The organism is Vibrio atlanticus, assembly GCF_024347315.1.
In the GTDB taxonomy this organism is placed as follows: Bacteria; Pseudomonadota; Gammaproteobacteria; order Enterobacterales; family Vibrionaceae; genus Vibrio; species Vibrio atlanticus.
The window spans coordinates 2,537,082-2,550,206 of the sequence record NZ_AP025460.1 but is presented as its reverse complement, the minus strand read 5'-3'; the positions used below and the strand labels follow the sequence as shown (position 1 = coordinate 2,550,206).

14 protein-coding genes are annotated in these 13,125 nt (G+C 43.7%); 8 read left to right on the top strand and 6 right to left on the bottom strand.

Annotated features, from left to right (window positions below; all coding sequences use genetic code 11):
- Positions 1 to 21: 21 nt before the first annotated feature.
- Positions 22 to 528 carry a DUF4442 domain-containing protein gene (locus tag OCV30_RS11295; protein ID WP_009847330.1) on the top strand — a complete coding sequence of 169 codons (507 nt, stop codon included), beginning with the start codon at positions 22 to 24 and terminating at the stop codon, positions 526 to 528.
- Between the two features lie 46 nt (positions 529 to 574).
- Here OCV30_RS11295 and OCV30_RS11290 read toward each other — a convergent pair whose 3' ends face one another.
- The 4 genes from OCV30_RS11290 to OCV30_RS11275 all read right to left on the bottom strand — a co-directional run bounded on the left by OCV30_RS11290 (position 575) and on the right by OCV30_RS11275 (position 3,756).
- Positions 575 to 1,912 carry an IS4 family transposase gene (locus OCV30_RS11290; RefSeq protein WP_065680110.1) on the bottom strand — a complete coding sequence of 446 codons (1,338 nt, stop codon included), beginning with the start codon at positions 1,910 to 1,912 and terminating at the stop codon, positions 575 to 577.
- 164 nt (positions 1,913 to 2,076) lie between these two features.
- Positions 2,077 to 2,610 carry a flavodoxin FldA gene (fldA, locus tag OCV30_RS11285; RefSeq protein ID WP_009847329.1) on the bottom strand — a complete coding sequence of 178 codons (534 nt, stop codon included), beginning with the start codon at positions 2,608 to 2,610 and terminating at the stop codon, positions 2,077 to 2,079.
- A 57-nt stretch (positions 2,611 to 2,667) separates the two neighbouring features.
- The gene (locus OCV30_RS11280) at positions 2,668 to 2,886 is read right to left on the bottom strand and encodes a DUF2788 domain-containing protein (protein ID WP_009847328.1); all 219 of its coding nucleotides are present in this window, start codon (positions 2,884 to 2,886) and stop codon (positions 2,668 to 2,670) included.
- A gap of 108 nt (positions 2,887 to 2,994) precedes the next feature.
- Positions 2,995 to 3,756, bottom strand: a complete 762-nt coding sequence (locus OCV30_RS11275) for an alpha/beta fold hydrolase (RefSeq protein WP_065679342.1) — start codon at positions 3,754 to 3,756, stop codon at positions 2,995 to 2,997.
- A gap of 93 nt (positions 3,757 to 3,849) precedes the next feature.
- Here OCV30_RS11275 and seqA point away from each other — a divergent pair, with 93 nt between their 5' ends.
- Positions 3,850 to 4,389, top strand: a complete 540-nt coding sequence (gene seqA, locus OCV30_RS11270) for a replication initiation negative regulator SeqA (protein WP_012604536.1) — start codon at positions 3,850 to 3,852, stop codon at positions 4,387 to 4,389.
- A gap of 89 nt (positions 4,390 to 4,478) precedes the next feature.
- Positions 4,479 to 6,125 (top strand): phosphoglucomutase (alpha-D-glucose-1,6-bisphosphate-dependent), encoded by a 1,647-nt coding sequence (gene pgm / locus OCV30_RS11265; RefSeq protein ID WP_065679341.1) that lies wholly within the window; start codon positions 4,479 to 4,481, stop codon positions 6,123 to 6,125.
- 121 nt (positions 6,126 to 6,246) lie between these two features.
- Here pgm and OCV30_RS11260 read toward each other — a convergent pair whose 3' ends face one another.
- Positions 6,247 to 7,005 carry a DUF1853 family protein gene (locus OCV30_RS11260; RefSeq protein ID WP_065679340.1) on the bottom strand — a complete coding sequence of 253 codons (759 nt, stop codon included), beginning with the start codon at positions 7,003 to 7,005 and terminating at the stop codon, positions 6,247 to 6,249.
- Between the two features lie 106 nt (positions 7,006 to 7,111).
- Here OCV30_RS11260 and OCV30_RS11255 point away from each other — a divergent pair, with 106 nt between their 5' ends.
- The gene (locus OCV30_RS11255; RefSeq protein ID WP_065679339.1) at positions 7,112 to 7,870 is read left to right on the top strand and encodes a Nif3-like dinuclear metal center hexameric protein; all 759 of its coding nucleotides are present in this window, start codon (positions 7,112 to 7,114) and stop codon (positions 7,868 to 7,870) included.
- Between the two features lie 299 nt (positions 7,871 to 8,169).
- On the opposite strand, the gene OCV30_RS11250 is transcribed toward OCV30_RS11255, so the two are convergent.
- Positions 8,170 to 9,459 carry a citrate synthase gene (locus tag OCV30_RS11250; RefSeq protein ID WP_004734217.1) on the bottom strand — a complete coding sequence of 430 codons (1,290 nt, stop codon included), beginning with the start codon at positions 9,457 to 9,459 and terminating at the stop codon, positions 8,170 to 8,172.
- Positions 9,460 to 9,873: 414 nt separating this feature from the next.
- Between OCV30_RS11250 and sdhC the strand changes: the two genes are divergently transcribed.
- The 4 genes from sdhC to OCV30_RS11230 are packed head-to-tail and all read left to right on the top strand — an operon-like array spanning position 9,874 to position 13,100.
- Positions 9,874 to 10,266 carry a succinate dehydrogenase cytochrome b556 subunit gene (gene sdhC / locus OCV30_RS11245; RefSeq protein WP_012604532.1) on the top strand — a complete coding sequence of 131 codons (393 nt, stop codon included), beginning with the start codon at positions 9,874 to 9,876 and terminating at the stop codon, positions 10,264 to 10,266.
- Entirely contained in the window at positions 10,260 to 10,607 is a 348-nt protein-coding gene (gene sdhD / locus OCV30_RS11240) for a succinate dehydrogenase, hydrophobic membrane anchor protein (protein ID WP_004734215.1), read from the top strand. The genes sdhC and sdhD overlap by 7 nt, the downstream gene beginning before the upstream one ends.
- Positions 10,608 to 12,374: a succinate dehydrogenase flavoprotein subunit gene (sdhA, locus tag OCV30_RS11235; RefSeq protein ID WP_009847321.1), complete on the top strand. Its 1,767-nt coding sequence runs from the start codon at positions 10,608 to 10,610 to the stop codon at positions 12,372 to 12,374.
- A gap of 12 nt (positions 12,375 to 12,386) precedes the next feature.
- On the top strand, positions 12,387 to 13,100 hold the full coding sequence (locus OCV30_RS11230) for a succinate dehydrogenase iron-sulfur subunit (RefSeq protein ID WP_009847320.1): 714 nt from the start codon (positions 12,387 to 12,389) through the stop codon (positions 13,098 to 13,100).
- Positions 13,101 to 13,125: the final 25 nt, after the last annotated feature.

The window sequence follows — 13,125 nt, the reverse complement described above, 5'->3', positions numbered from 1 at the left end:
ATATGAACATGGATTGTTGTTATGAATAAGCAACTCGCAAAAATATATAAACCCAATATTGTAAAATTTGCACTCAATATTTGGCCTCCCTTTTGGGGCTCGGGAATTCGAATAGCTCACATTAGCGCTGACTTTAGGGTTGTTAAGACGGTGCTCAAGTTGCGGTGGTGGAATAAGAACGCTAATCGGACTCAATATGGAGGCAGTATCTTTTCTCTTACCGATCCCGTTTACTCGTTAATGTTAATGGGGATTTTAGGTGAGCGATATTATGTTTGGGATAAAGAGGCGAGTATTAACTTTATCAAGCCTGGTCAATCCGACTTGTATGCAGACTTTGAGATAAGCCAAGGGCAACTTGAGGATATCTATCGTCAGACACAACTTGGTGAGAAGTGTTTCCCCGAATTTATCATCCACGTTAAAGATAAGCAGGGAAGTGTGGTTTCGGAAATTCAGCGAACTCTCTATGTGAGAAAGAAGCCACAATTTAGAGAGGATGACGAAGCATTAGAAGCTGAGTGTTGATTGATAAACATTGAATAGAAAAAAACCTCCCATAAGGCAACACCTATCATTTAAGGTGTTTAGATCGCACAGTGTAGCGAGTCTTACTAAAACGAACGGTCCTATCTTTGGGCCGTTTTTGTTTTTCGGGCAAAATATAACGTTTCACTCGCTCTCTCATAGCTCGCAGCTTTTTGGGAACCGAACCTGGGGAGGCGATAGCACACCACATTAGCTCATCTTGAATATCTCGAAGTGCCATCGTAAAGCTTATCCTAAGTGGTGAGACTTCAGCCTCTTTTGCTATTCGGCTAATCTCCAGGCGGATTAAGTTATACGCGATAAGGATACCCCATATCTCTTGCTCTACACCCTCTACAGATTGACTGCGGAGCAGAATTTCATCGTCAAGCATGTCATGCTTAATCTCGCCATAACTATTCTCGATTTCCCACCTTTCGAAGTACACATCTAATAATGATTTTAAACTGTATTTTCTATCTGTTAGAGAAGTCAGCAGCCCTTGTATATGATTGGGTTGTTGTTCACCATCATCGGGGTATAGAGCCAGCCTAGCTTTCCACGTTTCCGGGAGGCTCGGGTCTTGCTTTCTAGCTTGTGGAGAGACTTTCATCTCTACAATCAGATCTCGCCCATCATCATCGAGTTGCTCGATGGTTTCATATTTCACATTCGACTTTATTGGCGTCATCCAGTGACTTGTCCCATGCTCTTGTTGCCAGTTAAGCATAAGTTCTGCGCTCAAGTAGCAACGGTCAAAAATGGTCAATGAATTCGGGACTGCTGATGAAATTAAATCTTTTGCATAGCTGATTTCACCTTTAGAACTTTCCCCAAAAGCCACATCATGAATAAGTCGACTCCGTAGTGATGTGAGTGCGCACATTCGAACGATTGGATATTCAGTGTGCCTGTCTTTTCGGTAGTAAACATATTGATAATGCTCAGCTAAGCTTGGATTGTCGTGAGTTCTAAACTGTGTGCCATCGATTGAAAATAGGCTCAAACCATTCCATTTATCACCCGCATCTTCCGACTGTGTCCAGTGCTTTGCTGTGATTGAGAATAATGACTTTAAAGGCTTAGCGGTGAGGCGTTTTCTTGCCTGAGGAATTGCACTAGGTGCAATTGTTTCACCCAATGAATTAGACAATTTGAGGTCGAGTTTATCGAGTACATCAGTAATCGGTCTATCTCGATATAGACCAATACCAACGACTAACCATACAACAAGTTCGGCAGGTAACTTTCTACGGCGCATGCTCGCTTTGTTCGTTTCAGATAAAGCTTGGTTTATCCAATCTAGCGGAAGGTCTTTTTGGAACAAAGAAAGAGATTCTGGATTAGCAAAATCGTCAACATCGATTAACCAGTGTGACAGCATAAAAAAATACCCTTAAACAAAAGTGCTTAAGGGTATTGTTAACCATCTGTAGGATCGTTCAACTGATCAGGAAAATGCTTAAATGATCAGTGTTATCCCATAAGGAGGTTTTTTCATATCTACATAACGGTCATTAATTGTAACAATTAACAACCGCTAATGAATTAGTCTTCTAGCTCTGCTAGGCACATCTCTTCGTGGATTTGTTTAACCCAGTTAGATACACGCTCATCAGTCAGCTCAGGTTGACGGTCTTCATCGATACATAGACCAACGAACTGGCTGTCATCGCCTTCAACTAAACCTTTCGATGCTTCGAATTCGTAGCCTTCAGTTGACGTGTGACCTAGGATAGTACCGCCTTTTGCTTCAACGATATCACGGATAGTACCCATAGCATCGCAGAAGTATTCTGCGTAATCTTCTTGGTCGCCACAACCAAAAATAGCAACAAGCTTAGTTGAGAAATCAATAGCTTCTAGCTCAGGGAAAAAGTCATCCCAATCACATTGTGCTTCGCCGTAGTACCACGTAGGGATACCAAGCAGCAGCAGATCGAAGTTATCGATATCTTCTTTGCTGCTTTTTGCAATGTCTTGAACTTGAACGAGCTGCTTGCCCAATTGCTTTTGAATCATCTTAGCAACAGCTTCAGTGTTACCTGTATCGCTACCAAAGAAGAGACCTACACTTGCCATAGAATCATTACCTTTCATTTTGTCTGTTGTCGGTGTAATAAAGTTCGGAGGAAATCGTTAGATTCCAGTTCCTTCCCAGCTTAGTTGGATTATCCCTTTTGCGATAAAGCCTGCGCAGCCAAGGAAAAGTACTAACCATACGATACGACGACCAAATGCAGGAACATTTCCCTGCTTTAGAACGTCTTTAATTGCCATTCCGATTAGAAAGAAAATCGCGGCAAACAGAAGATCTAAACCAACAGATTCAATGATGTTCATGTAGTCGTAAAGCATGGGAACCTTATATACCAAATTTGCTTGGGCGCACTATATCACTGTTGTGAGATAAAGTTAATCTGCTGTGATTACACAGCTCTCATTTATATCGACTAATCAACCTATCTAAGTGATGAATTTTCTTATTGCACGGAGCACTTCAGCGGGCTTTTCCGCGTGTAGCCAATGTCCAGTATTGGCGATAACATGTGCCTTTGCGTTGGAAAACTGCTGTTGAACGGCGGTTTGATGTTCAGCCGTCAGGTAATCTGAGTCACCACCCTTGATTAGCAAGGTTTTGATCGAGGTTTTGTCAATCGGTTCCCAACCAATAATCTGTGGGTAGTTGTTTAATAGCGAGGCAACATTGAAACGCCATTCCATGATGCCTTGTTCTGATTTGAACAAAGATTTCGTTAAAAACTGGCGAACCCCATCAATTTCGATATGTTTTGCGAGGACCTTAAGCGCCTCTGAGCGTGATGTCGGTTTTTCTTCTATCACAGCTTGTAGGCCTGCGAATACGTTGTCGTGACGACTTTGGGTGTACGCGACTGGTGCCATATCTAAGACAATCAATTTACGCAGCGTCAGATGTTGTGTCAGTGCCATCGCTACCTTGCCACCCATCGAGTGACCAATCACAGTGACATCTTCTAGCTCAAGAACATTCAGCAGTTGAGCCACATCTTGTGCCATAACTTGATAATTATGAGTGTCATTATGGAAAGATTGACCGTGGTTACGTAGATCGATGCTAAGTACCTGATGATCGGCTTTTAGATCCCTAGCGAGCAAGCCAAGGTTGTCCAAATTTCCGAATAATCCATGGATCAAAACAATGGTGTGACCCTCACCTTCAATTTTATAGTTGAGCTGTACTGACATTTTTATCTTATTCATGGTGGGTTTGACGTAGAGTATCCGCGCGGATCTCGCTATAATCCCTCAGAGTTTAAACATTGAGATTGTGAAAAGCGAATGAAAACAATTGAGGTTGATGAGGACCTATACCGTTTTATTGCGGGTCAGACAGAACGTATTGGCGAAAGCGCTTCAGATATTCTGCGCCGCTTGTTACTGGTTGATAACCAAGGCACGGTTCCGATTGAAGAGATCGTTGAGCCAAAAGGTATCGTTGTTAGCAAAGAGGTAGGCTTTACTCCAGAGAAATTCGATGGCGTTAAAGAAATGCGCTCACTACTAATATCAGATGAGTTTGCATCACTAAAGAAAGCCATTGATCGTTTCATGCTTGTGTTATCAACACTGCATAAAATCGACCCTTTAAGCTTTTCAGAAGCAACTCAAGTAAAAGGCCGCAAGCGTGTTTACTTTGCAGACAACGAAGCGACGTTGTTAGCAAATGGCAACACAACTAAGCCTAAAGCTATTCCACAAAGTCCTTTTTGGGTTATTACGAATAACAATACAAGCCGAAAAAGACAGATGGTTGAACAGCTTATGAGCCGCATGAATTTCCAAGCAGAATTGATAGAAAAAGTAACAGGTTCAATTTAACGAAATCTGATTTAAACCTCATAATATCCATGGCTAAGAAGATATTATGAGGTTTTTTTGTTTTTAAATTTTATATAAGGATGTCGATAATGGCTATGCACCCTCGTGCCGGGCAGAAAGCTCTGCAGGAAGATCTTCATAATATCCCGGCTTTAGTTGCAAACTATTTCTTACAGCAACCGGATGCTACTAACCCAGATCATAAAGTACTGTTCGGTACTTCAGGTCACCGCGGTACAGCAGACAAATCAACATTTAATGAAAACCACATTCTAGCGATCGCACAAGCGGTTGCTGAAGTTCGTGCCGATCAAGGTACCACTGGTCCACTTTTTCTAGGTAAAGATACTCACGCTCTATCTGAGCCTGCTTTTTCTACGGTTATTGAAGTGCTAGTTGCAAACGGCGTTGAAGTTATCGTTCAAGAAAACAATGGCTTTACTCCAACTCCAGGTATCTCGCACGCGATTCTTACGCACAATCTAGTGAATGATAAAAAAGCCGACGGCATTGTAATCACGCCTTCACATAACCCACCTCAAGACGGGGGCATTAAATACAACCCGACACACGGTGGCCCTGCTGAAGCTGAACTGACTCAAGCGATTGAAGATCGTGCGAATGTGATCATTGCTGAGCAAATGCAAGGCGTTAAGCGCACTCCTATCGCACAGGCTAAACAGTCTGAGCTAGTGAAAGAAGTTGATTTAGTTGCTCCTTACGTTGCTGACTTGGTTAACGTGGTTGATATGGAAGCAATCCAGAAAGCAAACATCAAGATTGGTGTTGATCCACTGGGTGGTAGCGGTATTGATTACTGGCGTAAAATTGGCAAAGCGTACAACCTAGACCTGACTCTGGTCAGTGAAGCGGTTGATCCTTCGTTCCAATTTATGTCTCTAGACAAAGATGGTGTGGTTCGTATGGACTGTTCTTCTCCATACGCAATGGCAGGTTTACTGGCACTTAAAGACGACTATCAACTAGCGTTTGGTAACGACCCTGATTACGATCGCCACGGCATCGTTACGCCAAAAGGCCTGATGAATCCAAACCACTTCCTAGCGGTTTGTATTGACTATCTATACCGTAACCGTGAAGGTTGGGGCAAAGACGTTGCAGTGGGTAAAACACTAGTATCAAGTGCACTAATCGACCGTGTTGTTGCTGACTTAGGTCGCGAGCTTTGCGAAGTGCCAGTGGGATTCAAATGGTTCGTTGATGGCCTATATAACGGTCAGTTTGGTTTCGGTGGTGAAGAGAGTGCGGGTGCATCTTTCTTACGTAAAGACGGAACGCCTTGGTCAACAGATAAAGATGGCCTAATTCTTTGCCTGCTTGCGGCTGAGATCACAGCAGTAACGGGTAAGAACCCACAAGAATACTACGAAGAGCTTGCTGCTAAACACGGTGAGTCTAAGTACAACCGTATTCAAGCAGTAGCTAACGGCGCACAAAAAGACGTGCTTAAGAAGCTATCTCCAGAGATGGTTTCAGCTGAGACGCTTGCTGGTGATGCAATTACTGCACGCTTAACGCACGCTCCAGGTAATGGTGCTGCGATTGGTGGCCTAAAAGTGACGACTGAAAACGGTTGGTTTGCTGCTCGTCCATCAGGTACAGAAGACATCTACAAGATCTACTGTGAAAGCTTTAAAGGTGAAGAGCACCTGAAAGCAATCGAAGCAGAAGCTCAAGAGATTGTTAACCAAGTATTTGCAGCCGCTGGCCTATAATCGAATACAGATTAGTAGAGTCATCAAGTAAATAGTGAAAGGGTTGATGTGAAAGCATCAGCCCTTTTTATTTGTCTGTGAGTAAGTGGCTAATACTAAATCAACTCAATGGCTGAATGGATTAGCCGTGTGGCCAGCTTTGTGGCATCACAAACCAAAACTGTCCTGATTTGGTTTGCCCATGAACGAAGCGATCACCAAGCTCGGTGATAGGCTCGCAGGTGAAATCATCAGTGCCCGCTGCCCATTGCTCTTTGGTGAGAGGGTAGAGCACTTCAGTAATTAAATGAGCTTGGTTTTGATAGCACCAAAAACCGTTTACTTGGCTTGGATTAATGTCGTAACTCAAACATTCAGTCGGTACGTTTTGCTCCAAGAATGGGTTGGTATAAAGGCGACCTTGCATGAGGAGATGTTTTGAGTCGACATCGATCTCTGGATATTGTTCAACAAAGGCAGTTGAAGACGACATACCCAGTTGGTGGCTTAGCATCCTATCGAGCTTCTTATCTAATTGGTCGTGAGAGTTGGGTCCAAACCATGTTTGTTCGTGGAGCAAATAAAACTTAATTGCTACTTCCCAATGTTGCAGCTTTTGGTTGCTCTCTTTTTCGAGAATAAAGTCGATAGCACCTAGCGTTCTGCCATCCACATTGATCTGAATTTCATCGTACTTGATCGAATAATCAGGTGAAGCTTCGACGACTTGTTCACATAGATGCTGGTAGAGGAAACCTAACCTAGGATTACCATTGTATGTATGTGATGAATCCATGGTATGAGGGCTTGAGAAGGCTCTGAGATCAGAAACGGGTGGTTTGAGTTCCAGTAATGGCGGTGAGTCGATGACCCATTGGTAAAAACGTTGCAGTGCTGTCATCTGTTCCTCATAAACTAGCTCTTTATAAACATAACCCTGGGGCTTTCGACATTCTACCCGTAAATTGATATAACGACGTTATTATAAAGGTAAGCTGGAAATAAAAATGAATAACTTACAATTAGAAAAGCTACTTAACGAAAAACTGCAGCCACAGCAAATTAAAGATTACTGTCCTAATGGTCTTCAAGTTGAAGGTGCAACAGAAGTGAAGCGAATCGTTACTGGTGTGACAGCTTCTCAAGCCTTGATTGATAAAGCGGTAGAACTGAACGCAGACGCTTTGTTAGTCCATCACGGCTTTTTCTGGAAAGGCGAGTCAGAAGCGATTCGTGGCATGAAGGGCAAGCGCATTCGTACCTTGATTAAAAATGACATCAACCTTTTAGGTTATCACTTGCCGCTTGATATCCACCCTGAGCTTGGTAATAACGCGAAACTGGCGGAGTTACTTGAGATAGAAGTCGAAGGCGGTTTGGAAGGGCACCCACAATCTGTTGCGATGTTTGGCAAGTTGAGTGCGCCAATGACGGGTGCAGAGTTCGCAGAAAAGATTGGCCAAGCTTTGAACCGCAAGCCATTACACATTGCTCCAGAGAACCAAGACAAAATGATTACGACTGTCGGTTGGTGCACCGGTGGTGGTCAAGATTACATTGAGTTAGCGGCTTCTCAAGGTATTGATGCATTTATCTCTGGTGAAATTTCAGAGCGCACAACTTACTCAGCACGTGAACAAGACATTCATTACTTTGCCGCAGGCCACCACGCAACAGAACGTTATGGTGTGAAGGCATTAGGTGAGTGGCTAGCGAAAGAGCATGGCTTAGCTGTTGAGTTTATCGATATCGACAACCCGGTATAAAAAGAAAATATGGGATGTAGGATACGAGTCACTATAAATTTGTACCCGTCGATGAGACTGGCTAGTTAGAACTCTAATGGATTTTATTTCGAGAGATCTCAAGTAATTCGTCATTCCCTAGACTGACGAAGGAAGGAGTAGGGAATCTCTAAAAGCTTGTCGATACAATTAGTGAGATCCCCAACTCGCTCGTCCCTCACTCTTGAGGATGACGGAGTTGAGAGCATATAAAAGAAAAGGGTTGATGTTAATACATCAACCCTTTTTGATTTTAATCGATTAGAAAAGTCGAAACTTTACTATTCGCGCTCGTGTAGAGCTTGGAAATCACGCTGTTCTTCACCAGTGTACAACTGACGAGGACGACCGATGCGGTTCGTCGGATCGCTGTGCATTTCGTTCCAGTGTGCAATCCAACCGATAGTACGAGACATCGCGAAGATTACTGTGAACATTGATACCGGAATACCGATCGCTTTCAGAATGATACCTGAGTAGAAATCTACGTTCGGGTATAGTTTCTTCGATACAAAGTACTCATCAGAAAGAGCGATGCGCTCAAGTTCCATTGCAACGTCAAGTAGTGGATCTTGAATGTTCAGCTCTTTAAGTACTTCGTGGCACGCTTCGCGCATTACCGTTGCACGTGGATCGTAGTTCTTGTAAACACGGTGACCGAAGCCCATTAAACGGAATGGATCATCTTTGTCTTTTGCTTTTGCTACGTACTCTTCAATGTTGTCTACGCTACCGATCTCTTCAAGCATCATTAGACAAGCTTCGTTAGCACCGCCGTGAGCCGGACCCCACAAAGAAGCGATACCAGCAGCAATACAAGCAAATGGGTTTGCGCCCGAAGAGCCAGCTAAACGAACTGTTGACGTTGAAGCATTTTGTTCGTGATCTGCGTGTAACGTAAAGATTTTGTCCATTGCGCGAGCAACAACAGGGTTCACTTCATATTCTTCACATGGATTCGCATACATCATGTGCAGGAAGTTTTCTGCGTAGCCTAGGTCATTGCGTGGGTAGATAAACGGTTGACCGATAGAATATTTGTAACACATTGCAGCCAGTGTTGGCATTTTTGAAATTAGGCGGTATGCCGCAATTTCACGGTGTGTGTCGTTATTAACATCTAATGAATCATGATAGAACGCAGCAAGCGCACCTACCACACCACACATAACAGCCATTGGGTGAGCATCACGGCGGAAGCCGTGGAAGAAACTAGCAATTTGCTCATGAACCATGGTGTGACGCGTGACAGTCGTCTTGAACTCTTCGTATTGAGCTCGAGAAGGAGCTTCGCCGTATAAAAGAATGTAACAAACTTCTAAGTAATCAGCGTTATTGGCCAGTTGATCAATTGGATAACCACGGTGTAGAAGGATACCTTTTCCACCGTCAATATAAGTGATTTGCGATTCACAAGATGCAGTGGCAAGAAAACCAGGATCAAAAGTGAAAAAACCATTAGAACCCAGTGTACGAACGTCGATGACTGGAGTACCAAGTACACCTTCTGTAATCGGCAATTCGATCGGCGCTTGACCTTCAATATGAAGGGTAGCTTTCTTATCCGCCATAACAATCTCCTTTGTTATTATTAATCCGTCCAGGATGTTTATGTGCCATTTTTTTACTGGTCTTACGTCAGAAAGTCAATTTTTCTGCAGCTTTGTGTGCACTTGTTAGTGTTTTTTACATTAAATTCGTTAAAAGTCTGTGCTGTGTAGCATTATTTGTTGCATCAATTGTATTAGAATGTTGCCAGCCGTATAGTGGCGCTGAAAAGTTTGGTTAAAACCTTATAAATGCAAGGCTAAGAAGAAATGTGAGGTGTCTTCGGAAACCTAGCTGTTAACAATTATTTTACAATTATCTAAGGCTCAACTTACGTTATTTGTTAAGTTAATGTTAAATTTTGAGGGTTTGCAATCAAATTTTGTCCATAACAATACATAAGGTTATTTAATGACCATCATGCTCAATGGAGCTGAGTGAGCGAGCCCGTGAAAGAAAGAAAGACAAGACCTGTTAATTTAGATTTACAGACCATCCACTTTCCTATCACAGCAATAGCTTCCATCCTACACCGTGTGTCTGGGGTGATTACTTTTGTTGCGATCGGAATTCTGCTTTGGTTACTATCCATTTCCCTCTCTTCCCCTGTAGGCTTTATGGAAGCTAGCGACATTGTCGACGGTTTCTTCGTGAAGTTTATTCTGTGGGGCATTTTAACCGCTTTGGCTTACCACATTGCTGGTGGTATTCGTCACCTTCTTATGGACCTTGGTCACTTTGAAGAGCTGGAATCTGGCGCTAAGAGCGCGAAGGTTGCATTCGCAGCAACAGCGGTATTGTCTCTACTAGCGGGGATCTTAGTATGGTAAACAACGTTTCTACTTTTGGTCGTAATGGTGTGCATGATTATCTATTGATTCGTGCAACAGCCATCATTATGACGCTTTACACTATCTACCTAGTGAGCTTCTGTGCTTTCTCAGGTGATATTTCTTACGCATCTTGGACGCAATTCTTTGGTGGTACTTTCACTAAAGTCTTCACCATGTTAGCGCTTACTTCAATTTTGGTTCACGCGTGGATCGGCTTGTGGCAAGTACTAACTGACTACATCAAATGTGCAAAATTGCGCGTTGGTCTTCAAGTCGGTGTTGTTGCGGTTCTTCTAGGATATTTCTTCTCTGGTCTGTTTATTTTGTGGGGTGCGTAAGTGACTATTCCTGTTCGTGAGTTTGATGCTGTAGTAATTGGCGCTGGTGGTGCTGGTATGCGCGCCGCGCTACAAATTTCTGAGCAAGGCCTATCTTGTGCGTTGCTTTCTAAAGTTTTCCCAACTCGTTCTCATACTGTATCTGCGCAAGGTGGTATCACCGTTGCTCTTGGTAATGCGCATGAAGATCACTGGGAACAACACATGTACGATACGGTAAAAGGTTCCGATTACATCGGCGACCAAGATGCTATCGAATACATGTGTAAAAATGGTCCTGAGTCGGTTATCGAACTAGAAAAAATGGGTCTTCCATTTTCTCGTTTTGATAACGGCAGCATTTACCAACGTCCGTTTGGTGGCCAATCTAAGAATTTTGGTGGTGAGCAAGCGGCTCGTACCGCAGCTGCAGCCGACCGTACTGGTCACGCACTGTTACACACGCTTTACCAACAAAACATTAAACACAAAACGACGGTTTTCTCTGAGTGGTATGCACTGGATCTTGTTAAAAACGAAGATGGTGCAATCTTAGGTACTACCGCGCTTTGTATGGAGACGGGTGAGGTTTGCTACTTCAAAGCGAAGGCAACAATCCTTGCTACTGGTGGTGCTGGTCGTATTTACGCATCAACAACCAATGCTCACATTAACACTGGTGACGGTGTTGGCATGGCGATTCGTGCAGGCGTTCCAATGCAAGACATCGAAATGTGGCAGTTCCACCCAACGGGTATCGCTGGCGCAGGTGTTTTGGTAACAGAAGGTTGTCGTGGTGAAGGTGGTTACCTTCTCAATAAAGACGGCGAGCGCTTCATGGAACGTTATGCTCCGAATGCTAAAGATTTAGCTGGTCGTGATGTTGTAGCTCGTTCGATGATGGTTGAGATTCGTGAAGGTCGTGGTTGTGATGGTCCATGGGGTCCACACATCAAGCTGAAACTCGATCACCTAGGTAAAGAGACGCTTGAATCTCGTCTACCGGGTGTATGTGAGCTTTCTCGTACGTTCGCTCACGTTGATCCTGTTAAAGAACCAATTCCTGTAATCCCAACGTGTCACTACATGATGGGTGGTGTTCCTACACAGGTTTCTGGTCAAGCAATTAAACAAACTGAAGACGGTACAGACGTTGAAATTCAAGGTCTATTCGCTTGTGGCGAAATCGCTTCAGTATCAGTACACGGTGCAAACCGTCTAGGTGGCAACTCGCTACTTGATTTGGTTGTGTTCGGTCGTGCGACAGGTCTTCACCTTGGTGAGACTTTGAACAAACAAGCTGAAGCAAAACCTGCAACTGAAGCTGACATTGAACGTTCACTAGAGCGCTACAATCGTTGGGAAAACAGTACTGACGGTGAAGATCCTGCGGTAATTCGTAAAGACCTTCAGCAATGTATGCAGAACAACTTCTCTGTATTCCGTGAAGGTAAAGCGATGGCTGACGGCTTAGAAGAGCTGAAAGTGATTCGTGAGCGTCTTAAAAATGCACACCTTTCAGACAAGTCGACTGAGTTCAACACGCAACGTATTGAGTGTTTAGAGCTTGAAAACTTGATGGAAACGGCATTCGCAACCGCGGTTGCAGCAAACTTCCGTACAGAGAGTCGTGGAGCGCATGCTCGTTTCGACTTCCCAGATCGTGATGATGAGCAATGGCTATGCCATTCACTGTACAACCCTGAATCAGAAAGTATGACTAAGCGTGGCGTGAACATGGAGCCTATCCATCGTGAAGCATTCCCGCCGAAAGCACGTACGTACTAAGGAGATATGACCATGAAACTGAATTTCTCTTTATACCGTTACAACCCAGATGTGGACCAGAAGCCTTACATGAAAGAGTACACCCTAGAGGTGGAAGAAGGTTCTGACATGATGCTTTTGGACGCGCTTATTCTTTTGAAAGAGCAAGATCCAACGATTTCATTCCGTCGCTCATGCCGTGAAGGTGTATGTGGTTCTGATGGTTTGAACATGAATGGTAAAAACGGATTGGCGTGTATCACGCCACTGTCTGCACTTTCTGGCCAAGATAAGATCGTAATCCGCCCACTTCCAGGTTTGCCTGTTGTGCGTGATTTAATCGTAGACATGACTCAGTTCTACGATAACTACGAAAAAGTTAAGCCGTTCTTAGTGTCTGATGGCAATGTGCCACCGGCTCGTGAAAACCTACAAAGCCCTGATGAGCGTGCTCATTTAGATGGTTTGTATGAATGTATTATGTGTGCATGTTGTACGACTTCATGCCCATCATTCTGGTGGAATCCAGATAAGTTCATCGGACCAGCTGGCCTACTTGCAGCATACCGTTGGCTAATAGATAGCCGAGATACGGCGACAGACGAACGTCTGTCCGATCTTGATGATGCATTTAGCGTTTTTCGTTGCCATGGCATCATGAATTGTGTAAGTGTTTGTCCTAAGGGATTAAATCCGACGAAAGCGATTGGTCACATTAAGACCATGCTAGTGAATCGTTCGGTTTAAGTTATATAAAAATTGCCGCCCTAGA

Coding starts and splice junctions, on each gene's coding strand:
- OCV30_RS11295 (WP_009847330.1), top strand. CDS start 22: ATGAATAAGCAACTCGCAAAAATATATAAACCCAATATTGTAAAATTT.
- OCV30_RS11290 (WP_065680110.1), bottom strand. CDS start 1,912: ATGCTGTCACACTGGTTAATCGATGTTGACGATTTTGCTAATCCAGAA.
- fldA (WP_009847329.1), bottom strand. CDS start 2,610: ATGGCAAGTGTAGGTCTCTTCTTTGGTAGCGATACAGGTAACACTGAA.
- OCV30_RS11280 (WP_009847328.1), bottom strand. CDS start 2,886: ATGCTTTACGACTACATGAACATCATTGAATCTGTTGGTTTAGATCTT.
- OCV30_RS11275 (WP_065679342.1), bottom strand. CDS start 3,756: ATGTCAGTACAGCTCAACTATAAAATTGAAGGTGAGGGTCACACCATT.
- seqA (WP_012604536.1), top strand. CDS start 3,850: ATGAAAACAATTGAGGTTGATGAGGACCTATACCGTTTTATTGCGGGT.
- pgm (WP_065679341.1), top strand. CDS start 4,479: ATGGCTATGCACCCTCGTGCCGGGCAGAAAGCTCTGCAGGAAGATCTT.
- OCV30_RS11260 (WP_065679340.1), bottom strand. CDS start 7,005: ATGACAGCACTGCAACGTTTTTACCAATGGGTCATCGACTCACCGCCA.
- OCV30_RS11255 (WP_065679339.1), top strand. CDS start 7,112: ATGAATAACTTACAATTAGAAAAGCTACTTAACGAAAAACTGCAGCCA.
- OCV30_RS11250 (WP_004734217.1), bottom strand. CDS start 9,459: ATGGCGGATAAGAAAGCTACCCTTCATATTGAAGGTCAAGCGCCGATC.
- sdhD (WP_004734215.1), top strand. CDS start 10,260: ATGGTAAACAACGTTTCTACTTTTGGTCGTAATGGTGTGCATGATTAT.
- OCV30_RS11230 (WP_009847320.1), top strand. CDS start 12,387: ATGAAACTGAATTTCTCTTTATACCGTTACAACCCAGATGTGGACCAG.